The 25,879-nt window shown below is 49.5% G+C and carries 18 protein-coding genes and 1 pseudogene; 12 read left to right on the plus strand and 7 right to left on the minus strand.

Annotation, left to right across the window (positions count from 1 at the left end):
• Nucleotides 1-39: 39 nt before the first annotated feature.
• Nucleotides 40-1,269 (minus strand): septal ring lytic transglycosylase RlpA family protein, encoded by a 1,230-nt coding sequence (locus H6G89_RS10540; RefSeq protein ID WP_190505787.1) that lies wholly within the window; start codon nt 1,267-1,269, stop codon nt 40-42.
• A 1,085-nt stretch (nt 1,270-2,354) separates the two neighbouring features.
• On the opposite strand from H6G89_RS10540, the gene H6G89_RS10545 reads away from it, so the two are divergent.
• From H6G89_RS10545 to H6G89_RS10560, 4 genes and pseudogenes are all read left to right on the plus strand, one after another.
• Nucleotides 2,355-3,227, plus strand: a complete 873-nt coding sequence (locus H6G89_RS10545; RefSeq protein WP_190505789.1) for a cell division protein FtsQ/DivIB — start codon at nt 2,355-2,357, stop codon at nt 3,225-3,227.
• A gap of 521 nt (nt 3,228-3,748) precedes the next feature.
• A pseudogene (ftsZ, locus tag H6G89_RS10550) lies at nt 3,749-4,784 on the plus strand (cell division protein FtsZ); the annotation flags it as partial.
• Nucleotides 4,785-5,344: 560 nt separating this feature from the next.
• Complete coding sequence (locus H6G89_RS10555; protein WP_190505793.1) at nt 5,345-6,820, plus strand: alpha-amylase; 1,476 nt, start codon at nt 5,345-5,347, stop codon at nt 6,818-6,820.
• A gap of 81 nt (nt 6,821-6,901) precedes the next feature.
• Nucleotides 6,902-10,867, plus strand: a complete 3,966-nt coding sequence (locus tag H6G89_RS10560) for a hydantoinase B/oxoprolinase family protein (RefSeq protein WP_190505795.1) — start codon at nt 6,902-6,904, stop codon at nt 10,865-10,867.
• A gap of 248 nt (nt 10,868-11,115) precedes the next feature.
• Here the strand turns inward: H6G89_RS10560 and H6G89_RS10565 are convergent, their stop codons facing one another.
• Nucleotides 11,116-11,610: a hypothetical protein gene (locus tag H6G89_RS10565; protein ID WP_190505797.1), complete on the minus strand. Its 495-nt coding sequence runs from the start codon at nt 11,608-11,610 to the stop codon at nt 11,116-11,118.
• Nucleotides 11,611-11,781: 171 nt separating this feature from the next.
• Nucleotides 11,782-12,360 (minus strand): helix-turn-helix domain-containing protein, encoded by a 579-nt coding sequence (locus tag H6G89_RS10570; protein WP_190505799.1) that lies wholly within the window; start codon nt 12,358-12,360, stop codon nt 11,782-11,784.
• A gap of 210 nt (nt 12,361-12,570) precedes the next feature.
• On the opposite strand from H6G89_RS10570, the gene H6G89_RS10575 reads away from it, so the two are divergent.
• The 6 genes from H6G89_RS10575 (at nt 12,571) to hetR (ending at nt 18,584) form a co-directional block, all read left to right on the plus strand.
• Nucleotides 12,571-13,008 carry a hypothetical protein gene (locus H6G89_RS10575; protein WP_190505801.1) on the plus strand — a complete coding sequence of 146 codons (438 nt, stop codon included), beginning with the start codon at nt 12,571-12,573 and terminating at the stop codon, nt 13,006-13,008.
• A 60-nt stretch (nt 13,009-13,068) separates the two neighbouring features.
• A complete protein-coding gene (locus H6G89_RS34400) occupies nt 13,069-13,692 on the plus strand; it encodes a cell division protein SepF (protein ID WP_309229773.1) in 624 nt (207 codons plus the stop codon).
• Nucleotides 13,693-14,183: 491 nt separating this feature from the next.
• The gene (locus H6G89_RS10585; protein ID WP_190505803.1) at nt 14,184-14,516 is read left to right on the plus strand and encodes a hypothetical protein; all 333 of its coding nucleotides are present in this window, start codon (nt 14,184-14,186) and stop codon (nt 14,514-14,516) included.
• Nucleotides 14,517-14,634: 118 nt separating this feature from the next.
• Nucleotides 14,635-15,444, plus strand: coding sequence for a hypothetical protein (locus H6G89_RS10590; RefSeq protein ID WP_190505806.1), 810 nt, complete (start codon nt 14,635-14,637; stop codon nt 15,442-15,444).
• A 41-nt stretch (nt 15,445-15,485) separates the two neighbouring features.
• Nucleotides 15,486-17,600: an NACHT domain-containing protein gene (locus H6G89_RS10595; protein ID WP_199336655.1), complete on the plus strand. Its 2,115-nt coding sequence runs from the start codon at nt 15,486-15,488 to the stop codon at nt 17,598-17,600.
• Between the two features lie 27 nt (nt 17,601-17,627).
• Complete coding sequence (gene hetR, locus H6G89_RS10600) at nt 17,628-18,584, plus strand: heterocyst differentiation control protein (RefSeq protein WP_190505813.1); 957 nt, start codon at nt 17,628-17,630, stop codon at nt 18,582-18,584.
• A gap of 11 nt (nt 18,585-18,595) precedes the next feature.
• Here the strand turns inward: hetR and H6G89_RS10605 are convergent, their stop codons facing one another.
• Together H6G89_RS10605 and H6G89_RS10610 are read right to left on the minus strand one after the other, a co-directional pair.
• The gene (locus H6G89_RS10605; RefSeq protein ID WP_190505815.1) at nt 18,596-19,771 is read right to left on the minus strand and encodes a benzoate/H(+) symporter BenE family transporter; all 1,176 of its coding nucleotides are present in this window, start codon (nt 19,769-19,771) and stop codon (nt 18,596-18,598) included.
• A gap of 157 nt (nt 19,772-19,928) precedes the next feature.
• Nucleotides 19,929-20,783: an AraC family transcriptional regulator gene (locus tag H6G89_RS10610; RefSeq protein ID WP_199336656.1), complete on the minus strand. Its 855-nt coding sequence runs from the start codon at nt 20,781-20,783 to the stop codon at nt 19,929-19,931.
• A 278-nt stretch (nt 20,784-21,061) separates the two neighbouring features.
• Between H6G89_RS10610 and H6G89_RS10615 the strand changes: the two genes are divergently transcribed.
• Complete coding sequence (locus H6G89_RS10615; protein WP_190505817.1) at nt 21,062-21,625, plus strand: Uma2 family endonuclease; 564 nt, start codon at nt 21,062-21,064, stop codon at nt 21,623-21,625.
• A 50-nt stretch (nt 21,626-21,675) separates the two neighbouring features.
• On the opposite strand, the gene H6G89_RS10620 is transcribed toward H6G89_RS10615, so the two are convergent.
• Both H6G89_RS10620 and H6G89_RS10625 read right to left on the minus strand, forming a co-directional pair.
• Nucleotides 21,676-21,891, minus strand: coding sequence for a hypothetical protein (locus H6G89_RS10620; protein ID WP_190505819.1), 216 nt, complete (start codon nt 21,889-21,891; stop codon nt 21,676-21,678).
• A gap of 147 nt (nt 21,892-22,038) precedes the next feature.
• Nucleotides 22,039-23,742, minus strand: coding sequence for an NAD(P)H-quinone oxidoreductase subunit 4 (locus H6G89_RS10625; RefSeq protein WP_190505821.1), 1,704 nt, complete (start codon nt 23,740-23,742; stop codon nt 22,039-22,041).
• A 293-nt stretch (nt 23,743-24,035) separates the two neighbouring features.
• On the opposite strand from H6G89_RS10625, the gene H6G89_RS10630 reads away from it, so the two are divergent.
• Nucleotides 24,036-25,847 carry a proline--tRNA ligase gene (locus H6G89_RS10630; RefSeq protein ID WP_190505823.1) on the plus strand — a complete coding sequence of 604 codons (1,812 nt, stop codon included), beginning with the start codon at nt 24,036-24,038 and terminating at the stop codon, nt 25,845-25,847.
• Nucleotides 25,848-25,879 lie beyond the last annotated feature (32 nt).

Below are 25,879 nucleotides of genomic sequence, written 5' to 3' on the forward strand. Positions count from 1 at the left end.
GCAACGCCTCTATTTATACATTTTGTATGGCTAAACGATTTAATTGGATGCGGTAACTGTCCGCAACACATCCAACCGCACTGGAGCGACCCCAGAGCGAATTAAGCCGATGACCCGTGCCGCACCCGCCGAGAGGTCAATGATTCGACCTCGGGAGAACGGTCCCCGATCTGTAATCCGAACAATGACAGATTGTCCGGTGTGAAGATTGGTCACTCGTACCTGAGTCCCAAAAGGCAGACTCCGGTGGGCAGCGGTAAGCGCGTTTTGGTTAAATACCTCACCACTGGCACTACGGTTACCGTGGAAACCCGGTCCATACCAGGAGGCTACTCCGGTAAATTGGCGAGTGGTGCTGAATGAAAGTTGAGAGGCACGAGTGGGTTCAGGTCTGCCAGCAATCTCTCTTAGAGGTTCGGCATCACCAAGCAATCGGCGCAAGCGATTTGTTGCTTGTAGTGCATCTTCAGCGGGATCATCTGTGCTGTCAGGCAAAATGGTGTTAGGGTTCATTTCCACCAGTTCTTCGCCATTGACCTCGATGACATACCGTTCGCGATCGCCATTCCAGCGCACGGTAATGGCAGATGCATCGATGTTGTTGAGATAGAGCTGATTAATCTGAGCGGCTAGTGCAGATGCTCGCCAGGTTGGGTCGTTTTCATCTTGGACAGGAGCAGGTGCCGCTTCGAGGGGTTGGACAGCGAGTAGCTCTGCTGTTTCATCGGCCTGGGTGGTTCCTACCTTAATCTCTGAACCCGTGGCATTCGAGTTAGCGAGAGCAGTTTCGGCGGAATCGGGGACAGATGTGCTGGGGGCAGCCGAACCGAGAAACGTAAGGACTGGAATGCTTTGGACGTATAGAGTAGCCGCTTGTCGTCCACTCATCAGGTGAGGTTGAATCTCAGCGATCGCCTCAGGCTCAGAGTCCTCCTGAGATTGGTATTCACCCACTTTTGCCACCTCGTTTGACGACCCAGAGTCAGGAGTTGTCGTGGGCAGGGTGGTTGCCACATCAGAGGATTGCGTCTCAGGGGAGACCGGGTTGCTTGCAGAATCCTCAGCGGAAGCAGGTTCAGGGGAAGCTGCGGGTGAGGGAACAGCAAGCGAGAAGGTGGTCGGCTCAGAATCATCCAACTCTGAGGAAACATTCGTATCTGATAAATCGTCACTGGCGGTAGGTTGACCTGCATAACTAGATGCAGCATTCCCTACAGTCGTGAGAATAAGGGCAGCAGTAGTTAAACCGCTCCAAAGTTTGTGATTCATAAATCAATCGTGAAAAAGACTTAGGAGCCGTTATCAGGTGTCTTGCTGAACTGGAACGTTGGACTCAACCAAGGCGGTTGAGGCAAGAATTTCATCAAGCAAATGCCTAAAACACAAGCCTGATCCCAATTCCCTAACTCGTACTCGTTACGTATTCACTTTTGGTTTTGGAACTGCAACAGACTAACACGAAGTTTTTGATTTGGGGATCAGGGTCGTACGCAAAACTTCCATAACTTCACACAAACTTCATATTTGTTTTTTGACTGAAAGTCTTTTCTAGTAAAGGAAAGAAGGGCTTTGCCCATTTTTTGAGCTTCATCAAAACTTCATAAAAAAATAACATTCTCTTTATATTTCATGACGCCGCTTTCAATGGTGATTTATCGTTCTTTACAATTCAATTTCATTTCGTTTAGGCAGTCTCATTTAACCCATTTGAATGGAATATGAGACTCAAAATAAGACCAGCTTTTAATCTGTTTTTTGCAGATATTTTCCTCTTATAAAAAGTCACCCTACCACTAAGGATCGTGAATTAAATAACCTGAAAAACGACAACCCCCTGTACGGGCGCGGCATTCAGCAGAGGGTTCTGAACCAATGGCAAGGGCTTTTGACCGAATGTCACGCCCCTACACCAGGAATTACACCTTCATAAATTCGCGATCCTAAGTACAACTCGTCGTAAATAAGGGTGGGAATTTGGGGTGCAGGGGTGGAACTCCTGGCTGGGGGCGCAGCCCCACACCCCCCTGGTTTTATTTCCAAAACCTATCTATGAATAGCAGTACTAAGGATTGTGGATTAATAAATCCACAAACTGTACGGGCGGGTTTAGCAGACCAATCTTCACCCCGCCTGGATTCGACGACAAATCTCATCCCTATCCAATATCGAACTGATTTAAGTCTCATTTCTAAAAATCTGCTCACGTCGATGGAGTTGCTTTACAATGGTGTGTCTTTCCTAAAAAATGTGTCTTTACTAAAAGGATGGGGCTTGTAAGAATCCTCCGATGACTGGAAAAGGCTTGAATTTAGTCGATACCACTACGCCACAACGGGATTTGGTATAAGAGTTGCATGACTGATTTTGCACCCATTTCTCCAGCGAACCTGGCAGATCGCCGCCGTTGGTTGCGCCGACAACGCCGCCTCAGAGCCTTGCGAGCACTCTGGCGATCGCTCCTGGTGTGTGGTCTAGCGGGGGGCACCATCTGGGTCACGACCCTACCCATCTGGGTTATTCGCCACCCCAGCCAAATTCAGATAGAGGGCAATGAGTTACTTTCGACTCAAACCGTACAATCCCTCCTGCCGATCGCCTATCCTCAGTCGCTGTTAACCCTGCAACCCCAAACAATCGCCCAACAACTGGAGACACAGTCCCCCATTGAAAATGCGATCGTCACCCGCCATTTATTTCCACCCAGTCTCACCGTACGGGTCAAAGAGCGGCATCCGGTTGCCCTGATCTACCCGGTAAATGCGTCTCCAGTTGCATCTCAACCTGCTGCGGCATCTCAAGTCGGCGTGTTGGATGCAGAAGGCACCTGGACTCCGTTGGAAAGCTACACTTCTCTAAACCAACCCTTCACCTTGCCGACTTTAAGAGTCATTGGCACACCGTCTGACTATGAAGCTCACTGGAAAGAGCTTTATCAGGTGCTGACTCAAAGCCCGGTCAAGGTAACAGAAGTTAACTGGCAAGACCCAGGCAATTTAATTCTGACCACAGAGTTAGGGGTGGTGCATTTTGGTCCCTACTCATCCCGATTTGCAATCCAACTCCGCACGCTCGATCAAATGCGCTACATCACCGAAAAAACCGGGTCTGAGCAAATCATTTATATTGACTTGAAAAATCCAGCGACCCCACTTGTTCAAACTGTGCAACCCTCGACTGGTGCTCCATCAGAGGCAGTTGAGTCTGACCCTACAGACGTGGATCAGTGAAGTGGTGTTGATGAACAATGACCTTGCGGATCTGACAACGGGCAGTTTTTTGTCGGATGAGTTAGCATAGCGGAACCTACATCATTGCGTAACCTAAGCTGTTAGAGATTTGTGGCTTTTGAGAGCAACTTAATTTGAAAGCAACCTCAACTGAGGCGAGATGTGCTAATAGAAGTGAATTAATTCTCATTTCTTAGCATAAAGATGCAAATCAGTTGTGCGATTCCGGAAATGCAATGTTAAAGTAACCCCTATAGTTATCAACCCCCAGCCGAGATACTCTGACCACGCTAAATATGGAGTGCTACAGCATCCATACCTACTAGTGGTACAGAGCCTAATCAAACATTTGATTGGTTTTTGGAACAAGTTCCTCTATATTGAACTAGAGTTGCTAGAGCTTTAGAATCTGAAAAATCTTTAGTATCCGTCGTTTCCGATTCAAACAACATCTAGTATTAAATTGATAGCTATTCCACATAAAAATCCACGACGGAAAGTACCTCCATTTTTAACGACCGATGAACACGGCAAATCCTTTTACAAACTCTGGGCTACACTTAGGTCAAGTTCGTGATACAAGAGACTCACTGGCTGAAGAATCCAGGAGTAATGATATCGTGCCGAGTAGCGTAGCCCGAATTAAGGTAATTGGAGTTGGCGGTGGAGGGTGCAATGCCGTTAACCGCATGATCGCCAGCGAGGTGTCTGGCGTCGAGTTCTGGTCAATCAACACCGATGCTCAAGCGTTGACCCATGCCACAACCATTAATCGGTTGCAGGTGGGGCAAAAGCTGACACGCGGTTTGGGAGCAGGCGGTAATCCGTCCATTGGACAAAAGGCGGCTGAAGAGTCCCGTGATGAAGTTGCAGCCGCGTTAGAACATGCAGATCTTGTCTTTATTACCGCTGGTATGGGCGGTGGCACTGGAACAGGAGCGGCTCCAATCGTCGCTGAAGTTGCTAAAGAGGTTGGTGCCCTGACGGTTGGGGTAGTGACTCGTCCCTTTACCTTTGAAGGACGACGACGCACCGCTCAAGCCGATGAGGGGATCGCCGCTCTACAGAGTCGAGTTGATACATTAATTGTCATCCCCAATGACAAGCTGTTGACTGTTATCTCAGAGCAGACCCCCGTTCAAGAAGCATTTCGCGTTGCGGATGATATCCTGCGTCAGGGTGTGCAAGGCATCTCCGATATCATTACGATCCCCGGTTTGGTGAACGTCGATTTCGCCGATGTGCGAGCGGTAATGGCAGACGCAGGTTCAGCCTTGATGGGCATCGGGATTGGCTCTGGCAAGTCCAGAGCCCGCGAAGCCGCCATGACGGCTATCTCATCTCCTCTGCTGGAATCCTCGATCGATGGAGCAAGAGGGGTCGTGTTCAACATTACAGGCGGCAGTGACCTCACGTTGCATGAAGTCAACGCAGCGGCTGAAATTATCTACGAAGCCGTTGATCCCAATGCCAACATCATCTTTGGTGCGGTGATTGACGATCGCCTCCAGGGCGAGGTGCGAATCACAGTGATTGCCACTGGCTTTGCTGCTGAAGCCTCTGCGCCTCCTGCAACCAGTACAGCATCCCGAGTATCGCCTCTGAAGCGATCGCCCGGTCCTTCCCTAACCCCGACTCCGGCTCCTGATCCCAGGGGTAAGCCCAACGGGCTGGATATTCCTGAGTTCTTGCAACGGCGACGGCCCACGCGATAGGCGAGACGAAATTAATAACCAGGCAAGGGGATGGTGCGATCGCTTTAGATTGCGCCATCCCGTTTTGATATGTGGAGAGATGGGAGATAAAGGCTAAAGGATGAAGGATGAAGGATAAAAAGGAAGAAGAAAAAAGAAGAGAGAAGAGAGAAAAGAGAAGAGAGAAGAGAGAAAAAAGAAGTAAGTTTTCCTGATCCTGTTCCCATTCCCTACTCCCCACTCCCTACTCCCCATTCCCCACACCCAATTCCCCACTCTCCAGTCCCTACTCCCCACCCAACAGATTTTATTTTCCATTAACAGAGAATCCGAACAGAAGCACCTATAGTGGGGAATGGCAAACCCAAGATTGCGTCCCATAGTGGTGATGTCATCTTCTATTCTTTTGCAGGAGAAACCCGTATGGCAGACCTCAACGGCGTCATGATGCAGTATTTCCACTGGTACATTCCTGCTGACGGCACCTTCTGGGAGCAGGTTAAACATCAGGCAAACGATTTAGCCAAAGCAGGGATCACCGCACTCTGGTTGCCTCCCGCCTATAAAGCCAGTGGCGGAGGATTTGATGTCGGTTATGGAGCGTATGACTTGTTTGACCTGGGAGAGTTTGACCAAAAAGGCTCGGTACGAACCAAGTACGGCACCCGCGACCAATTGTTAGCTGCGATCAAGACGGCTCAAGCGGCAGGAATTCAAATCTATGCCGATTGTGTCTTCAACCATAAGAATGGGGGAGACGAGGAAGAGGAAGTTGATGCCTACCCCGTTTCGTCCGATAACCGTAACTACAACACGGGTGGGGTTGAGCGTATCAAAATCTGGACCCATTTCACCTTTCCCGGTCGAGGTGAGAAGTACTCCAGCATGAAGTGGCACTGGTGGCACTTTGACTCGGTGAACCACAACATGTATAAGCAAGGCGACAGCACGGTTTATCGTTTCAAAGACAAGCAGTTTGAAACCCAGGTCGATCCCCGACACGGCAACTACGACTTTTTGATGGCATGTGATCTGGACACCAGCGTGGATCAGGTGCAGGGCGAGTTGAAGTACTGGGGAGAGTGGTTTCTAGATACCACCGGAGTCGATGGATTTCGTCTGGATGCCGTGAAGCACGTCCGTGCCAGTTTCTTTAAGGAATGGCTGGGTCACGTCCGCCACTACGCGCAAAAGGAACTGTTTACCGTTGGAGAATATTGGTCAGAAGACATGGGATCGCTGGATTGGTTTATCCGCGAAACCAGTGGGCAGATCTCCCTGTTTGATGTGCCATTGCATTACAACTTCCATCGGGCGAGCCGATCGGGTGGACACTACGATATGCGCCGCATTCTGGATGGCACGCTGATGCAGAAACAGCCGACGTTAGCCGTTACTTTTGTTGACAACCATGACTCTCAACCGTTGCAGGCCTTAGAGTCCGTGGTCGAAAGCTGGTTTAAACCGCTAGCTTATGCGCTGATCTTGTTGCGGCGAGAGGGGTATCCCTGTGTGTTTTATGCCGATTATTACGGGGCAGACTATCGCGATCGCGGACGAGATGGCAACGAATATGGTATTCACCTGACGTCTCATCGCTGGCTGATCGATAAATTCCTCTTTGCTCGCAAAAACTATGCTTATGGGGATCAATACGATTACTTTGATCATTTCAACACTATCGGTTGGACTCGGTTGGGCAACAAGAGCTATCCCAAGGCAATGGCGGTGATCATGAGTGATGGTCCGGCGGGTCACAAGTGGATGGAGGTGGGCAAACCCAATGCCACGTTCCGCGACATCACGGAGCACATTAAGGAACCTGTGCAAACGAATGAGTGGGGTTGGGGTGAGTTTCGCTGCAAAGGTGGCTCTGTCTCGGTTTGGGTACAAGACTGAACTCAGCCCCCCGGATGCTTGAAGCATCCGGGGGGCTGAGAGATCCTCTATCCTGATAGCTAAGGCTTTGAGGGATTGGAGATGACAGCAAGCGATCAACGGTGGCAATTTTGGATCGATCGCGGTGGCACGTTCACTGACATCGTGGCGCAACGTCCCGACGGAACGTTGGTGATCCACAAGTTGCTATCGGAGAATCCAGGACGCTACGTTGATGCTCCATTGCAGGGAATCCGGGAGATTTTAGGCATTCCCACCGATGCTCCCATTCCGGCGGAGCAGATTGCCGCTGTGAAGATGGGCACTACAGTTGCCACCAATGCCTTGTTAGAACGAAAGGGCGATCGCACTCTCTTACTCATTACCAAGGGCTTTCGGGATGCGCTGCGAATTGGGTATCAAAACCGTCCCAACATCTTTGCGCGTCACATTGTTCTCCCGGAGATGCTGTACGAGCAGGTGATTGAGGTCGAGGAACGGTACTCGGCGCAGGGTGAGGAGTTGATCCCATTACAATTCTCAGAGTCCTTCGTGGCTGCGCTACAAGCGGCGTATGATAGTGGCATTCGTTCCTGTGCGATCGCCCTGATGCATGGCTACCGCTATCCCGATCACGAACGACAGTTGGCGGAACGGGTACGGCAAATCGGTTTTACTCAAGTGTCCGTGTCTCACGAGGTCAGTCCGCTGATGAAACTGGTGAGCCGAGGCGATACCACGGTCGTAGATGCCTATCTCTCACCGATACTGCGGCGGTATGTCGATCGCATTGCGGCTGAGTTGCAGCCCACCTCCTCAATCCCTTCAGTTAAGAAGGATGCCGAGCAGCCCCCCCACCCCCCAACTTTGGGGGGCTTCCAAACGGCTCAAAGTCCCCCAGAATTGGGGGATTTAGGGGGCAATGATTTAGCTCCCCCCTTGCCCCCCTTCAAAAGGGAGGAGTCAAACCCTCAACTGATGTTTATGCAATCCAATGGGGGGTTGACCGATGCCCAACTGTTTCAGGGTAAAGACAGCATTTTGTCGGGTCCTGCCGGGGGGATCGTTGGGGCTGTTCGCACCAGTCAGCAAGCCGGATTCCCCAAGATCATTGGCTTTGACATGGGCGGCACCTCCACCGATGTCTCCCATTTCAATGGCGAGTATGAACGGGCATTTGAAACCGAGGTTGCCGGAGTGCGACTGCGAGCACCCATGATGGCGATTCACACGGTTGCGGCGGGTGGGGGATCGATTCTCCAGTTTGATGGTTCCCGCTATCGGGTTGGTCCAGAGTCGGCTGGAGCGTATCCGGGTCCCGCTTGCTACCGTCGGAGCGGTCCGCTCACCGTCACGGATTGCAATGTGATGGTAGGCAAGCTGCAATCCCAATTTTTCCCTAGCGTGTTTGGGACGGAGGGAAACCTGCCGTTAGATGCGGACGTTGTACACCAGAAATTTGCAGCTCTGGCAACTGAGATTTATGACAAAACCGGGGATCAGCGATCGCCCGAACGAGTAGCAGAGGGATTTTTGGCGATCGCCATCGACAAAATGGCAACTGCCATTAAAAAGATCTCGATTCAGCGAGGCTACGATGTCACAGAATACACCCTCTGCTGTTTTGGTGGAGCCGGAGGGCAACACGCCTGCCTGATTGCTGAGGCATTGGGGATGACGCAGATCTTTATCCATCCCTATGCAGGAGTTTTGTCAGCATATGGCATGGGTTTGGCAGATATCAGCACCATTCGGGAGCAGGCGATCGAAGCCCGATTGCAGGAATCCCTGTTGCCCCAGTTGGCGGAACACCTGAACCGCTTGGAAACCGAGGGACGGGCAGAACTGGCACAACAGGGCATTACCGAGACTCAGATTCGCGTCTTGCCCAAACTGCACCTGCGGTATGAGGGAACGGATTCTGCTCTGACCGCAGATTGGGCTGAGCTAACCGCGATGACTGCCCAGTTTGAGCAGACCTATGAGCAACGCTATGGCTTCATCATGGCAGCAAAGCCGTTACTGGTAGAAGCCGCATCGGTCGAAGTCATTGGACAAACCCCATCTCCCCAAATCGCTGTAAACACCACTCCGTCCGCTGAAGCCGCAACCGCGATCGCCACCGTTCCGATTTACACCAAAGGTCGCTGGTGGGATACACCCGTCTTTCAACGAGAGGCTTTGTCTGTGAGCGATCGCATCTCCGGTCCGGCGTTGATTATTGAAGCGACTGGAACCAACGTAATTGAACCCGGATGGGAAGCGAGTTTGACAGCGGCGAATGAGTTGGTGGTGAGGAGGAAGGAGGAAAAAGAGAAGGATGAAGGCGAAAGGATAAAGGATAAAAGGGAAGGAACTGGTAGAGACGCGATTCATCGCGTTGATCCCGATCGCGTTGATCCCGATCGCGTTGATCCCGATCGCGTTGATCCCGATCGCGACGATCATAAACCTGATCCAGTGTTGTTGGAGATTTTTAATAACCTGTTTCGGGCGATCGCCGAAGAAATGGGAGTAACGCTGCAAAACACGAGTTATTCCGTCAACATCAAGGAGCGGTTGGATTTTTCTTGCGCGATTTTTGACCAGCAGGGGCAGTTAGTGGCGAATGCGCCCCATATTCCCGTGCATCTGGGATCGATGAGCGAAAGTGTTCGTAGTCTGATTGCGGCACGAGGTGAGTCTCTTAAACCGGGAGATGTCTACGTTTCTAACAACCCCTACAACGGAGGCACCCACCTGCCTGATATCACTGTGATTACCCCGGTTTTTCTCAAGGATGAGGGCTACAACTTAAGTAAAGACGTGATTAATCACGTCTCTAACCAACCACTCTTCTATGTCGCCTCTCGTGGACATCACGCCGATATTGGTGGGATCACCCCTGGTTCCATGCCTCCCAACAGCACTACCGTCGAGCAAGAAGGAATTTTGCTGGACAACGTCTTGTTAGTGGAAGGGGGACGATTCCGAGAAGCCGAGATCTTGAACTTGTTAACCACGGGGATATATCCCGTTCGGAATCCAACGCAAAACTTAGCCGATTTGCAAGCGCAGGTCGCTGCCAACAAACGGGGTGTGCAAGAGTTGCGCCGCATGACTGAGCACTACGGCTTAGCAACCGTGCAAGCGTATATGCAGCGTGTGCAGGATAACGCTGAAGAATCAGTGCGGCGTGCCATTGATGCCATTGGTCGAGAAACGCGCAATTCCTCCCTCAACTTCACCTACCCCACTGACGCAGGAACGCAGATTCAAGTCAAGATTACGATCGATCGCCCCAACCGCTCTGCCCAAATCGACTTCACGGGCACTTCCCCACAGCAACCAACTAATTTCAATGCACCCCTCGCCATCTGTAAAGCCGTTGTGCTTTATGTATTTCGGACGCTCGTTGATGACGACATTCCCTTGAACGCGGGCTGTCTCAAACCTCTGGATATTATTGTGCCAGAGGGATGCTTGCTCAATCCCCAATATCCAGCGGCGGTGGTTGCCGGAAACGTCGAAACCTCGCAAGCGATCGCCAATGCGCTGTATGGTGCGTTGGGTGTGATGGCAGCTTCACAGGGTACAATGAACAACTTCACCTTTGGCAGCGATCGCCACCAATATTACGAAACCATCTGCGGCGGATCAGGCGCAGGAGCCGAGTTTGATGGAACTGATGCCGTGCAAACTCACATGACCAACTCTCGGTTGACTGACCCAGAAATCCTGGAATGGCGATTTCCCATCCTTCTAGAAAGTTTTGAAATTCGAGCCAATAGCGGTGGCGCAGGACAACGACACGGGGGCAACGGTGTAATTCGTCGGCTGCAATTTCGCGAACCCATGACCGCTGCGATTCTCTCCAGTCATCGAGTCGTTTCACCCTTTGGCTTAAACGGGGGAGAACCAGGGGCGATCGGGCGTAATCTGGTTGAACGGGCAGACGGTACTGTCGAGGTGTTGAGCAGCAATGCTGAAGTTCATATGCAACCGGGCGATCGCTTTATCATCGAAACTCCAGGCGGTGGAGGATATGGGGAGAAGAGAGAAGAAGGAAAAAAGAAGAGAGAAGGATGAAGGATGAAGGATGAAGGATGAAGGGTAAAGGATGAAGGGTGAAGGATGAAGGATAAAGGATGAAGGATAAAGGATGAAGGATAAAGGATAAAGGATGAAGGATAAAGGATAAAGGCTGAAGGCTGAAGGATAAAGGATGAAGGATAAAGGCTGAAGGATAAAGGCTGAAGGGTAAAGGATGAAGGGTAAAGGATGAAGGATGAAGGATAAAAGGGGTATGTCAATTCCCCATTCCCTACTCCCCTCCCTTAGAGTTTTGTCGTGAACCGCAACCACCGTTGTATTCCTTTATTCAAGCCTCTCGATCGCGGCTTGATTGGGTTGAGCGAGTATGATTCCCGCTGAGTTGCTTTTGTGATTGGTTCAGGTTTCAGGGGAGTATTCAAAACCGTCATAAATGATTGCCCTGGCGTTGCATTAGATGCCGTTGGTGGAGTCGATGCGGTGGATGCCGTTGGCTCAGGGGGAATCGTCTTGAATAATTTGCTGCACACCAGATCGGCAAATTCACTGTCGAAGTGATGTTGGGGACGACCGTTGAGATACCAGTTCAACAAGATGTTATCGACTGAGGCGACTTTATAGCGTCCCTGAAAGATCGCTTCTACTACCGCTGCGATCGCCCATTTCGGCGGATATTCCTCTAGCCAGCCTTGCACAATCTGATCAACGTCATATCCACCCAAGTCAAAGCTGTAGTAGGTCAAGAGTGTAGAAATAGATGCAGCAGGACTTCTAGACATAACTTCTGAAGGCTGAAGGATAAACGATAAAGAATGAAGAACGAAGAACGAAGAATAAAGAGTGAAGAATGAAGTACCAAGTATTAATCGTTTATTGTTCTTGACTTCCCACTCTCCATTGACTATTGACCATTGACCACTCCCCACTTCCCACTCCCTACTCCCCACTTCCTATTCGTCATACAACATCGCATAACATTCTGGTGGAGATTGAGGTCCCGTTAGGGTAAACACATCGTAGTCATTCTGGTCATAGTTGCGATCGGGATAGTACAACACAACGGCTGACTCCTCTGGACGATTATTGGCGATCGCTGTAACGCAATCAGGGTCTAGTAACCGTTTGCGCTCAATGTAAGCAATCTCTGGTCCGTCTTCAGCTTCCGTAAACACAACGGCTCCAGGACCATAGTGCTTATAGCCTTTCCAGGAGAGTGCCAGGATTTGATCGCAGTACTTTGCAACTTTTTGCATCAGGTGTTGTGGGGCTGAACTGGTTGATGGCTCCTCCACCACAGCAGGTTTGACATCATCAGGCACCCACTCCAACAAGTCGCCCGGTTGACAGTTGAGGGCAGCACAAATCCCATTTAGGCGATCGGGAGCCAGACGAGGCATTTCATCCACCTTGCGAAGCCGATAGACAGAATTTTCCGTAATGTCTAACGCCTCTGCAAGGTCTTTGTTCCGCACCCGATTGCGAGCCATCACCTCATTGAGCTTCCAGCGGATCACGTCAAATTGCTGCATAGAAGTACGATTCAAGTTTACTATTCTAAGCCTTAAGTAGATACTCTACGCTAGAAGACGATTTTTGCAAATTAAGTGTTGACATTAATCTACGTCTAACGTAGATTAATGAGCATCAGGCGGAAGTGGTTCGACGTTCCTCATCTCTGCACCACTCACACCGCCCTTTCACTCAACCTTTCACTCAATCAATATTCAACGGAGCTTTTTATGACCTCTGCTCAGCCTGCTACCCAGTCTGCTGCTCAAATTTCTGCTGCTCAAACGTCTGCGTGTGGTGATGCAACGATGGCGATCGCCCCCTCAGCACCTGTTGAAGTAACCAACCATCATGCTGGAACTCAATCTCATCTCATGTCTTCGGGAGAGGATCGTGGCTCAGGTCGCATTCAACTTGTAAAACCTTTTGCGGAGTCTCAACCATGTGCCTCTAAGGGCAAACCACCTACAGAAAATAATTCACTCCGGTTGATTGCTATTGGTTCTCGGCAAACGTTGATCAACAACATGAAGATGCTCCATATGTTGAGATATGCCGAAATTGGGAATTGGAGCAAACTGCAACGGGGTCCCAACCCTGGAGAATTTATGAGCGTTCTAACGCTGCGATCGCCCCACCCCTGGATCACAAGCCTCAACCTCGATTAAGTCGTCTACCGAATTCGACCCTCACTTGATTCAACCCTTCACATGTGATGGAGCATAACAGTGCAATTCTTTTTGAACCGTCTTGGCAACTTCTCCCATCCCCACCATGCCTACGAATATGAAGATGCTGCCTACAGTGATGATGCAAGTTACAGCACTGATTACAACAGAAACTATGGTCATGGTTACGGTGCTCATTACGACCGTACTGGCTACGACAGCTACGACAATGGACATGGCGATCGCTACACGGATGGTTCCTTCTATCCAGATAGGCAGCACTATTCATCCAATGATGTAAATGCCCACACCAGGGGCAACCGTCCACCACATCCCTACTATTCAAATTCCACCGATCCAAGGTACTCAGCGAATGCCCATTCCGGTGTAGCCAGCAAAGTCACTAACATTGCCGATGCAGGACATCGAGTTCCTGAGGTGCTGGTCATCGTGCCGACCTCATTCGAAGAAATCCCGCATGTCGTTCAAGCGTTACGAGAGTACAAATCAGTTGTGCTCAATCTAGCGGCTATGAGTCCAGACTACACACAACGGACGATCGACTTTATCACAGGTGGGACGCATGCCATGGATGGAAATTGTGAACGCATTGGCGAGGGAATTTTTCTATTTACCCCTAACTGTGTTCGAGTCAGCAATCAAAATCAAACCAGTTCGGTTTAAGCAACGTATTTATGTTAGGTCTCCGACTTCAAAGCAAATCGGAGACCTAACGTTAACAATATTAAATAATAGTAAAACCATCGAAACTCATCCTTATTCACTCACTTAATCCTCTAAACTCTAACTCATAAAAGTAGCCGTATTGTGAAAACCTCCTGGGCTGATTCGAGCATCAGCCCAGGAGGTAACTATTTCACAATGCGGCTTAATCCATGGAAGAAAAGTTGCTTTAAAGACAGAAGTACTCTATATCTAAATATTCTACAGTTCAGTATGAAATGCAAAACTGCGAGGAAATATTTATTAATTAAGAAATAAAAATACCACCTTTGTGAACCATTTCTATTGAAGGCTTGACGACGTCTTTAAACATAGGGTCAATATCCCGGATTAGCATGAGGGTTGATACTCATATGGGGTGTCACCCTCTTTTTATTAACCCAAGATTTACGTATTATTTGTCCACAAGTGAAGTTCAATTTATTCCCACTATGCAGCACAATCCATTTGCATCTATCTCAGTTCTATTAACGCATTACTGTTTTGATTTAGAAGAACAGACAACTGAAGAAGTCGTAAAAAATTGGTTAGGAGAATATCCTGCCAAATGGGTTCTCTCTGCAATTGTTGAAGCACTTTATCAAGGACGCTACAAAGTTACATCCGTTGAAAAAATTCTTTTTCATTGGCGTCTTCGGGGAAAACCCAATAGCCATTTTGATCGAGAGTTTGCTGACCTGGTTTGTCGTGTTTTGTTACGCCGAGCAAGATTGAAAGCACAAAAAATGAGAGCGAGACAAATGCCTCTGCGTGCCGCTGCATAGACCAACTTCAGGCTCTTCCTGCGTCTACCAACATTTGTTAGGTTCTCGCTTCGATGAACACTCGTTTGACTGAATTTTGACTAAGTTCTGACTAACTTTCAACTAACCCTGTAATGCCATGTCTACTTGTTCTGTAAGTCAATCAAATGTTGACATCGACACTTATTTTGACACGCTAGATTTCGATGTCTCTGATGCGGATGTCACGACTAATTTGATCAAAGCAAGCAATTCTGAATGCCGCTTTCAATTGCCTGTACCTGTGTATGAAGCGACTCACTCTGAGATCAAAACCCCTCTCGGTCAACTTGCTTTGGAGCAAGCAGCGTATGAAGTGAGTTTACTGGCTCGACAGCTTGAAAGTGCCCCTTTTCATATCATTGAGCCATTTGAACACAGATATCCAGATACACTTCCACGGGGTTCTAAGCCTTCCGCAATCCTGCGTCATTCAGTTATTGCCTTCGGGCTGATTGCATCTACTCTTCCGGTGTACATCCATTACAGTCAGTGTTCAAGCGCAACATCGTGTTTTCAGCAAGCTCAAAGCCAGGTGATGGAAGTAGTTGGCAATGCGAAGCCGTTTCCTCAGCAGGGTCATCGCCCTCAACCGATGCAAATGCTACCCAACACCGTTTCGAGTCCACAGGCGATCGCCCCTGTCGAGGATCCATTTAGAGAGGCAGTGAATCAAGCCATGCGAGCCGCCGAGCTAACGCAAACTGCCACGCAAGCGACTGAATGGGAAACCGTCGTCAACAGTTGGTTAGAAGCGATTCGCTTGATGAATTTGACACCCCCCACCAACCCTCGATACAGCACAGCCGCACTCAAAGTTGAGGAATATGCGAAGAATTTGGCATATGCTCAACGCCGCATGAGAGAAGCAGTTCACGTTGCAGAAACCCCAACCCCCACCCGCCCATAAACCTAATTGAGTCGGGCGATCGCTACTAACCCAGTCCCCCCATGAGATTTCAACGAGTTATGTTATCAGGAGCAGATGTGGTCAAAACACTGGCCTTGAGTATCTTTCAAATGCTGTTTGAGTCTAGTAGCAAAGTACTCTATCAGCTCAATGAGTCGCTACAACACGAGGTATTCAAAGCATCTAATCAGTACAACCAAAACTACTCTGAACGACACGGCACACTCAAAGTATTGGGAATGCGAGAACCCATTCCATTGGAATCGGTGTATATTGCGGTGCAATTTTTAGATAACAACGCGGTTCGTCGGTTTGAAACCATTGAAGCGTTAGAGAATGTTTATCGTCAGTCACAACAGCGAGGTTTCTACAACAAAGTTGGCAATCGCAAGTCGGGGCTAGAAGTGGCGAATCAAACCCAATACATGATGGTGTTGGGTGGTCCTGGAATGGGTAAATCTACCTTTTTACGCAAGGTGGGTTTGGAGATTTTGACGAGCGATCGCCCCCATTTTCAGCATGACTGCATTCCGGTGTTTATTGAGTTAAAGGAGTTTCGGTCGGGTGATATCGACATCGAAGGCGCGATCGCTAACGAGTTTGAAACTTGTGGATTTCCCTATCACCAAAAATTTACCCGTGCTGCTCTAGAACAGGGAAAACTGCTTATTTTACTGGATGGGTTGGATGAGGTGCCTTCGGAACGGATGAGTGAGGCGATCGCTAAAATTCGCAACTTTGTCGATCGCTATGACAAAAATCGCTTTATCATCTCCTGTCGCATCGCCGCCTATCGTCACAACTTTCGTCGCTTTACCGATGTTGAAATTGCCAACTTTGACGACGAACAAATTTGTCAGTTTATTCAACACTGGTTTGCCGATGATGCCTATAAAGGGCAAGAGTGTTGGAGCAAGCTGATCAGCAGTGACTATGCTGCCGCTAAAGAATTGACCCATACACCTCTATTGTTAACCCTGACCTGTTTGCTGTATCAACGCGCAGGGCAGTTTCCGACGAATCGGGCTACGCTCTACGAAAAAGCCCTGCGGACTCTGTTGGAGGAGTGGTCTGGCGAAAAAGGACTCCCCCAGGCATCCCTCTATCGCGGACTCGACACGAAACGCAAGGAGTTAATGATTTCTAAAATTGCCTATGATGCGTTTCAAAACAATCGCTTCTTTTTGTCGAGACGAGAGCTTGCCAGCCAAATTGAGCATCTGCTAAAGGAAATGTTGCCGGATGAACCATTCGTTGACGGGTACGCGGTTCTCAAGTCGATTGAAGTCCAACACGGCATTTTAGTAGAACGGGCTGAAGGCATCTATTCGTTTTCCCATTTAACGCTGCAAGAGTTTTTAACTGCTCAACACATTATTGATACGCGACAGAATGTGCAGGAAGTCGTGGTGCAACATCTGGTGGATCACCATTGGCGGGAGGTGTTTTTATTGTTGGCAGGGTTGCAACAAGCAGATGACCTGCTACTGACCATGGAAAAACAAGCGGCTCGTTTGATCCAGACTCCCAATTTGCGAAACTTGCTGACCTGGGCAGACCACATCACAACCGGATCTGAAGGAAGCTACAAACCTGTTGTGAAGAGGGCGATCGCCATGTTTCTGGCACTTGACCTGGCGCAAGCCTTAGCCCTTGATCAGGCACGAGTGAGAAGTCTAAATTTGGATATTGATCGCGCTCGCAACCTGGCTTTAGCCCTCGATCACACGCTGACCTTAAACCGAGCACTCGATCTGGCGTTGGTGCGTGCGCTGAATCTATCGCGGGCATTGGATCTGGTAATCGACATCGCCCATAAATTTGAGGAGATCAAAATCTTTCATCAGGTGAAGTTCAACGTGCTCATTGCTTGGCTGGATGCGCTCAAAGTAAAAGCTCCTCATTATCAGAAAACACTGGCATCGCGTAAAGCTTTTATCGAGCAAGTGCATCAAACCTGGTTAAATGCGCTCAATCTCAACCGTGAATGGATTAATCTATCGCGTAGTGAAGTTACCGCCCTCGATCAGTATCTTTTCGCGAACCTGTTAATCGTTCAGTGCAGGCGATCGGCTGTATGGGTTTCACCGCAAACCTGGGAAACCATTGAGGATAAAATTATGCGGGTTCACTCAGCCTGTACTACTCTTTCGTGAGCGTTAAGACTGCTCGTGCGTTTGGACATGTCAGAACCAATTTCGTATTCAAATCCTTTATCTAAAAAAAACACCAACCATTATGACGATCTTGAGTTCAAGGTTGTTGAGGTTCCTAATTCCTGTGCGATCGATCAAATTCTGATCCGCTTAGCCATTAATATCATGCAGGGTGGAGGGCATCGGTATGGTGCCTTTCTGGATGCGGCTATGACGGCTGCTAAGTTTGCGATCTATACCACCTATCTCAGTGAAGGAAAAAATTTTCGTAAAACGGGGTTATTGCATCACGTCGAACCCAAGCGTGTCAAAACCATTGTTCAAGAGGTAGAGTCTGCCCTAACAGAGGGCAAATTACTGAAAACCCTCGCCTCTCAAGAACCCTACTACTTAATCTATCTCCCACATTTGTGGCTAAAAAAGTATCCCTGGACTCCGCCTCAGCCACGATTGCCGATGATCGGCTTAACCCGAGAGGAAAAGTTGGAGGTCGAAGCATCACTACCCAATGATTTGCCTAATGCTTTAGTGCTGACAGAATTTCAGTTTATGGAACTGATTGAGCTGTTGCATTTGGAGTCACAAAAAGATTCGTCAGAGGCTCATCGTGTTCCCCTCAGCGATGCGTTAATCGAACACATCAAACTACGATTGCTCTACTCCGGCACCGTGGTTCAGATCCAATCCCCACGTGGATTTCCCTTTTATTGTCTGGCACGCACCTCCTACTCGCCTCAAGATAAGCGGGAACGAATCTACACCATGTTTGAGGATGTGGATGGTTTTTTTCAACTTTTACAGGCCTGGGTGAATAAGGAGCCTGGAGTGTTACGCGGGCTAGAGGTCTTTGAAGTCCCGATTGAGCGAAAGGAAGAAGCTCTACAGGAGTTAGACAAACTGATTCAAGCGTGGGCAGATAAGTATCACCAGGAAGGCGGACAGCCCATGGTTTTGCACCTAGCCACAGGTCCTGTTAAAAGGTAGCGCGTTGTTCTTCATTCTTTCCCTTTCACATGCAATACGAACAACGCGAATGCTCCTGCCACCAATCCCCAAAAGGCAGAGCCAATTCCAAACAGAGTGGCTCCAGAAGCAGTGACAAGAAAGGTAATCAGAGCAGGTTCACGCTCCCTGCCATCAGCCAGTGCTGTTGCTAGACCGTTGCCGATTGTGCCGAGTAACGCCAGTCCTGCGATCGCCAATACCAGTTCTTTGGGAAACGCTGCAAACACGGCTCCCACCGTTGCGCCAAATAGTCCAATGCAGATATAGAAAACACCCGCAGCGATCGCCGCAACATAGCGTCTCGATGGGTCTTCGTGGGCTTCACGTCCCATGCAGATGGCCGCCGTAATCGCGGCGAGATTCAGAGCGAATGCCCCAAAGGGAGCTAAGAGAATCGTTGTGGCTCCCGTCCATCCGATCAGAGGCGAAATGGGCACCGTGTAACCCGATGCCCGAATAACAGCGACGCCAGGAATGTTTTGAGAAGCCATCGTCACGACGAATAGGGGCAACGCTACACCGATGAATGCTCCAATTGAGAATTGTGGCGCAGTAAAAATGGGCTCTGCCAGTTCCAGACGAACGGTTTCAAAGCGTAGCAGTCCTTGAATAGCGGCGATCGCAATGCCCACTACCAACGCTGCAACAACCGCATAACGGGGGTTCAACCGACGCACCACCAGATAAACACAAAACATGGCGAAGGTCATGACAAACTGGGTTTGCATTGCAGTAAACACCTCCAACCCAAACCGCAATAACACGCCCGCTAACATCCCAGAGGCGATCGACAGAGGAATGCGATTCATCGCTCGCTCAAACCAGCCCGTAAATCCGCATAAGGTAATTAAAACAGCGGAGATCAGAAACGCCCCGATCGCCTCCGCCATTGGGACTCCTGCCGCTGCGGTAATCAACATCGCTGCCCCCGGAGTAGACCATGCAGTGACAACTGGAACGCGATAGCGCAACGACAACACGATGCAGGTCAACCCCATGCCCAATCCCAGTGCCCACATCCAGGAGGCAATCTCCGCAGGGGATGCATTCAGAGCTTGCGCGGCTTGAAACACAATCACTGCCGAACTGGTAAATCCAACCAGAACGGTAACAAAGCCAGCAATCACTGCCGAGATGGAGAAGTCTTTGAAGAGAGTGAGATGCATATGGTGGGGAATGGGGAGTGGGGAATGGGGAGTGGGGAATGGGGAATGGGGTGTAGGGATTTGGCTTCGCCAAGCTCAACCCAAGTGGGGAAGCAGTGGCGTCCCCTTTTGAAACCTATGGAAGGAAGCAAGAGATTGCTAACTGCTCTATTGCATCCTACAGAGCTACTTCCGACTCGTATTGGACAGAATTGCGCTTTTGATATTGCCCCGGTGTAATGCCAAAAGCTTGTTTGAATAGGCGGTTTAAGTGGCTCTGATCATAAAATCCATGTTCTACCGCAATCTCTGAAAGTGACTTGGTGCTACACAGCGATCGCTTCGCCTGTAACAGTTGCCAGTGCCGCTGATAACGATGGGGCGGTAAACCCACTTGTTGATGAAACGTCCGAATCAAATAGTAAGGACTCAACCCTGCCAGTTTTGCTAACACATCAATTGAGACGGATTCTGCATAGTGCGTTTCTAAATAATCTCGAACAATGGCGATCGCTTTGGTTTCTGGCTTGGGCGATCGCAATGCCAAATGGGACTGAGTATGCCGCAGCAATAGCTGAGAAAACGCCTCTAACAACAACGACTCTCGCGTGAGATGAGATGTCGGTTGGCTGAGTGCCACAAATAATCGGTGAAAGTGCGATCGCAATGATTGATCCCAGACAATAGGTGCGATGAATGCAGGGAGGGGGCGATCGCACCACTCCAATTGAGTCAAAATATGGTGTACCTGTGCTGTACTGATGTAGATATTGCGAAATGTCCAACCCTGATTGGAAGCCGCTTGCCCCGTATGCACTTCCCCCGGATTAATCAAATTAAAACTGTTTGGCACCGCACAGCACGTCTGCCCCCGATACCAAAATTCTCCTAATCCTGCGTCGTTCATGCCAATGGTATAAGTTTCGTGGAAGTGCTTTGCAAAGGCATGGCGAACGATATGAGCACTAAATAGCTCAATTCCTGAGATGTTGGGTTGCCACAACTCTGCAAAATCAATTCCAATGTTCATCATGTCATGGTTGGACTAACCAACTGTTGGCGTTGTTAAGAGACGCAATTTAAGTGTGGGGAATACAGAAGCACTGTAGGCTATGGCATGAGTAGTGGCGATCGCTAGGTAGCGTTGGCTTCTCCCTTATTATGCGGCGCACTGAAACCTGTAAAGGTGATGTATTCGATCAAAAGTCTCATGACCATTATCGCGGTTCTTGTCCAATGCCTTGCCTTTACTATGCTCTCGAAAGTCTGTTGCCATCAATTACACTAGAAACAAGCTCAGTGGTCAATCCTATGGTTTCCAAATCAATTCGGTGGACAACTCGTGATCTCGATGCGATGCCCGACGATGGCGGTTGGAAACGCTATGAAATCATTGATGGAGAGTTATTTGTGACTCGTGCTCCCCACATTCGTCATCAAGGCGCAGCAGGTAAACTGCATGTCCGTCTAGAAACTTGGTCAGAACTGACTGGTGCAGGAAGTGCTTTCCAAGCTCCAGGAGTGATTTTTACCCCTACCGATGCAGTGATTCCTGATGTCGTTTGGATTAGCCGAGATCGTTTGGCTAATGGCATTGATGAGGCAGGACACTTAATCGTCGCTCCTGAGTTGATGGTTGAAGTGCTCTCACCTGGAGAACTGAACGAGCAGCGAGATAAGGAAGTCAAACTCAAACTTTATTCCCTACATGGAGTACAGGAATATTGGATCGTCAACTGGCAACTGCGATCGCTCGAAGTGTATCGTCGCCATGACGCTCAACTACAACTGGTTGCTACGCTCCTTCCAGAAGATACCCTCACGTCGCCTCTATTGCCAGAATTTAGCCTCTCAGTCGCTCAGGTATTTTTATAGTAGTGTGTTTTCAATAAAGCGCGATCGCCTCAAATTCAGCTCCAAATGCACTACATAAACCGCTGATACAATCCCTGCAACAAATTCTCCAACTTCTCCTCAGAGCAACTTTCAATCAACGCATCATATACTTCAATCAGCTTTGCCGCATCGTCGCCCAAGGTTGGGCTAAACTCCCACACATCCTGCACCCACTCTTGGGCATTCGACTCTTCAAAAATGAGCCGTTCTAACAATTGCTTTGCTTCTGCTCTAGAAATCGCCATATCTATATGTGGGAGTGTAACCGAATATTCCTCCAAACCCCATACTACAAGGACGCACAGCAATTTGCCCCCGTCAGCAGGACTAAACGCAAAATCCCCGGCTTCTTGAGAAAACCGGGGAGCTGAGATTTAACGGTATGACGTCAATTACTCAACGATGCCCAAAACTGGAGAAGGCTTTGACTCCGCCAATGTTGATTTGCCAAAACTCCAGGCATAGATTTCAGGATTGCTCTCTGCCACCTGGAAGTAGGAAGCCCGCACCTCACTGTTAATCGCAACCGTGGTCGCATCATACATTTGCGTTGCCAGCTTGGGATAGAAACCGATCGCAACGATGAGCGAAATGAAACAAGCCGCGATGAACAACTCACGAGGATTGGCATCCTCAAAAATAGCGTTCGCAGGCAGGACACAGTTCGTACCAAAGCAAGCCGCTTCTTCATTGCCCTGATTTTTCAAATCTGCATCACTCAAATCGCAGGAAGGAGTTACATCACACATCAACTCCGCCCCTGTTCCATAGAACACTTGACGCAACATCGAGAGCAAATAGATGGGCGTGATGATCAGACCGACTGCCGACAGGAAGATCGTCACGGTGCGGAAAGCAGAGCTATAGACATCAGTGGTAGTCAGACCGACAAAGACCGAGATCTCGCTCGCGAATCCGCTCATGCCAGGCAGAGCCAACGATGCCATTGCCGCGATCGTAAACAGAGCGAATACTTTGGGTAGTGCCTGACCGATTCCACCCATCTGATTCATCATCATCGTGTGGGTGCGATCGTAGGTAACACCTGCCAGGAAGAACAACACCGCTGCAATCAGACCATGAGACAGCATTTGCAACATCGCACCGCTAACCCCGATATCGCTGTAGGAGGCAAGCCCTAACAGGACAAAGCCCATGTGAGAGATTGAGGAATACGCGAGGCGACGCTTCATATTGGTCTGAGCGAAGGAGTTCAAAGCCCCGTAAACGATGTTCACGACACCCAAAATCGCCAGGATGGGAGCGAAGTAAACGTGAGCGTTAGGCAACAATTCCATGTTCAGGCGAATTAAGCCATAACCGCCCATCTTCAACAGTACTCCCGCCAGAATCATTGATACCGGAGAGGAGGCTTCACCATGCGCATCAGGTAACCAGGTATGGAAGGGGAAGATGGCAAGCTTGACTCCAAAGGAAACCAGCAACCCAGCATACAGCAACAGTTCGAGTGCCAGTGGGAAGTTCTTAAGTTGAAGTTGAGCAATATCAAAGGTGACATTATCGCCATAGAAAGCCATTCCCAACGCTGCTACCAGGATGAAGATAGAAGCAGCAGCAGTATAAATCAGGAACTTGATAGCGGCATAACGACGGTTTTGACCACCCCAGATGCACACCAGAAGGTAAACCGGGACGAGCTCGATCTCCCACATGATGAAGAACAGGAGCAGGTCTTGAGCGATGAACACACCAATCTGAGCGGCATAAAGCACCAGCATCAGAGCAAAGAACAATCGCGGTCTGCGATCGACTCGCCATGCAGCCAGCATAGAGAGCGTCGTCACCAACCCAGCCAACAACACCAATGGAGCTGACACCCCATCTACCGAAACCGTCCAGCTCATGCCGATTTGCGGCATCCAGGCAACCTGTTCCACCATTTGGAAGGTTGCGCTGCTCACATCGTAGTGCGTCCAAAATGCGTAGCACATCAAAACAAAGTCTGCGACACCCACAGCAAGGGCATACCACCGCACAACTTTGCCGTCCTTTTTGGGCAGCAACGGAATGAACAGAGACGCTAGAAGCGGTAGTAGGGCGATCGCAGTCAGCCAAGGAAATTGGTCTGTCATCATGGCATTCAATGAGGGTCTGAAGGGAGCGAGGAGAGGCAATAAGAATAAATACCTAATCGATGATTCTATTCTAATGGAGATTGTGAAGCAATTGTTATATTTCTTTCACTTGAGTAACAATACAACTGCATCTATGCATTAAAAGGAGTCTATGCATTGCAGAAAGGATATTAGGGGTAAAGGGAGAAGCGCGATTAATCGCGCTTCTCCCTTTACCCCTTAAAAGACGCGATAGGAGTTGAATTGCTCTAGACTGGGATAACGAACACCCAGACGGAAAGGAAGACTGAGCAATGCGATTGTCCCAAATGCTATTTGTGACACTGCGAGAAGACCCGGCAGAGGCTGAGATTCCCAGCCACAAGCTGTTGTTGCGAGCGGGCTATATTCGGCGGATTGCCAGTGGAGTCTATGCTTATCTACCGTTTATGTGGCGCGTGTTGCAAAAAGTCTCGCAGATCGTGCGTGAGGAGATGAACGCCACAGGTGCTCAGGAAGTATTGTTGCCTGCGCTGCAACCCTCGGAACTGTGGAAGGAGTCCGGACGGTGGGACACCTACACCAAAGCAGAAGGCATTATGTTCGCCTTGGTCGATCGCCAACAACGCGAGATGAGCCTGGGACCAACACACGAAGAGGTGATCACTGCGATCGCCCGTGACATGATCCGCTCTTATCGTCAGTTGCCGATGCATCTATATCAGATTCAGACCAAGTTTCGCGATGAGATTCGCTCCCGGTTTGGCTTGATGCGAGGCCGCGAGTTCATTATGAAAGATGGCTATTCCTTTCATGTCAGCGAAGATAGCTTGAAGGAAACCTATGCCGATATGGATCGTGCCTATCGTCGCATGTTTACCCGCTGTGGATTGCGGTTTCTTCCTGTAGAGGCAGACTCTGGGGCGATCGGTGGCTCTGGCTCTCAGGAATTCATGGTGCTGGCAGAGGCAGGCGAAGACGAAGTTCTCTACACCGAAGATGGCAATTACTCAGCTAATACTGAGAAAGCGGTGTCCCTGCCACCCGATGCTGAACCCTCAGCTTTTACGACGTTTGAGAAGCTCGATACTCCTAACACACCAACCATTGAGACGCTAGCTAAGTTTCTCAAATGCTCCCCCACGCAGATTGTCAAAAATGTCCTGTATCAAGCGACCTATGACAACGGCATGAATGTGCTGGTTTTGGTCAGCATTCGCGGCGATCAGGATGTCAATGAGGTTAAGCTGACGAACGAGTTAGTCAAACTGGGAAGCCGTTTTGGCGGTAAAACTCTGTTAGCCTTGACCGTGCCGGATGCTGAAGCGCAAGCCAAATGGGCAGCCAAATCCTTGCCGTTGGGCTACATCTCCCCTGGTTTAGAGGATGACTACATTAGCAAGCAAAACAACTTGCATCCCAACTTTTTGCGCTTAGTCGATAAAACCGCTGTTAACCTGAAGAACTTTGTCACCGGGTCAAACGAGTCCGGCTTTCACGTCGTCGGAGCCAATTGGGGCACTCAGTATCCCCTACCTGCCGATGTGGTGGATGTCCGTAAAGCCAGACCGGGCGATCGCGCCATTCATGACCCCAACCAGGTGCTGCAAAGCGCACGGGGAATTGAAGTGGGTCACATCTTCCAATTAGGCACCAAATATTCCGCTGCGTTAGGGGCGACCTTCACCAATGAACAAGGGGAAGAAAAGCCCCTGGTCATGGGTTGCTATGGAGTCGGTGTGTCTCGTCTGGCGCAATCCGCTGTAGAGCAATCCCACGACAAAGACGGCATTATCTGGCCTCCGGCGATCGCTCCTTACCATGCCATTGTCGTCATTCCCAATGTTAACGATGCGGCTCAAGTCGCTGCCGCTGAGAAACTCTACACTGAGTTGAATCAAGCTGGTATTGAAACCCTGTTGGACGATCGCGATGAACGCGCTGGTGTGAAATTCAAAGATGCCGATCTAGTGGGCATTCCCTACCGTGTGGTGACGGGGCGATCGCTCCAGCAAGGCAAAGTCGAAGTCGTCAAACGCGCCAACCATGAATCTCAAGAGATTGCTCTGGAAGAGGTAGTATCTACACTGAAACAGTGGGTGACGGATGCTTTGAATAACGTGTAGGGATGGCGAAGCGATCGCTCTCAAAGGCACAC

This window comes from Oscillatoria sp. FACHB-1407 (assembly GCF_014697545.1).
In the GTDB taxonomy this organism is placed as follows: Bacteria; Cyanobacteriota; Cyanobacteriia; order Elainellales; family Elainellaceae; genus FACHB-1407.

Coding starts and splice junctions, on each gene's coding strand:
- H6G89_RS10540 (WP_190505787.1), bottom strand. CDS start 1,269: ATGAATCACAAACTTTGGAGCGGTTTAACTACTGCTGCCCTTATTCTC.
- H6G89_RS10545 (WP_190505789.1), top strand. CDS start 2,355: ATGACTGATTTTGCACCCATTTCTCCAGCGAACCTGGCAGATCGCCGC.
- H6G89_RS10555 (WP_190505793.1), top strand. CDS start 5,345: ATGGCAGACCTCAACGGCGTCATGATGCAGTATTTCCACTGGTACATT.
- H6G89_RS10560 (WP_190505795.1), top strand. CDS start 6,902: ATGACAGCAAGCGATCAACGGTGGCAATTTTGGATCGATCGCGGTGGC.
- H6G89_RS10565 (WP_190505797.1), bottom strand. CDS start 11,610: ATGTCTAGAAGTCCTGCTGCATCTATTTCTACACTCTTGACCTACTAC.
- H6G89_RS10570 (WP_190505799.1), bottom strand. CDS start 12,360: ATGCAGCAATTTGACGTGATCCGCTGGAAGCTCAATGAGGTGATGGCT.
- H6G89_RS10575 (WP_190505801.1), top strand. CDS start 12,571: ATGACCTCTGCTCAGCCTGCTACCCAGTCTGCTGCTCAAATTTCTGCT.
- H6G89_RS10585 (WP_190505803.1), top strand. CDS start 14,184: ATGCAGCACAATCCATTTGCATCTATCTCAGTTCTATTAACGCATTAC.
- H6G89_RS10590 (WP_190505806.1), top strand. CDS start 14,635: ATGTCTACTTGTTCTGTAAGTCAATCAAATGTTGACATCGACACTTAT.
- H6G89_RS10595 (WP_199336655.1), top strand. CDS start 15,486: ATGAGATTTCAACGAGTTATGTTATCAGGAGCAGATGTGGTCAAAACA.
- hetR (WP_190505813.1), top strand. CDS start 17,628: ATGTCAGAACCAATTTCGTATTCAAATCCTTTATCTAAAAAAAACACC.
- H6G89_RS10605 (WP_190505815.1), bottom strand. CDS start 19,771: ATGCATCTCACTCTCTTCAAAGACTTCTCCATCTCGGCAGTGATTGCT.
- H6G89_RS10610 (WP_199336656.1), bottom strand. CDS start 20,783: ATGATGAACATTGGAATTGATTTTGCAGAGTTGTGGCAACCCAACATC.
- H6G89_RS10615 (WP_190505817.1), top strand. CDS start 21,062: ATGGTTTCCAAATCAATTCGGTGGACAACTCGTGATCTCGATGCGATG.
- H6G89_RS10620 (WP_190505819.1), bottom strand. CDS start 21,891: ATGGCGATTTCTAGAGCAGAAGCAAAGCAATTGTTAGAACGGCTCATT.
- H6G89_RS10625 (WP_190505821.1), bottom strand. CDS start 23,742: ATGATGACAGACCAATTTCCTTGGCTGACTGCGATCGCCCTACTACCG.
- H6G89_RS10630 (WP_190505823.1), top strand. CDS start 24,036: ATGCGATTGTCCCAAATGCTATTTGTGACACTGCGAGAAGACCCGGCA.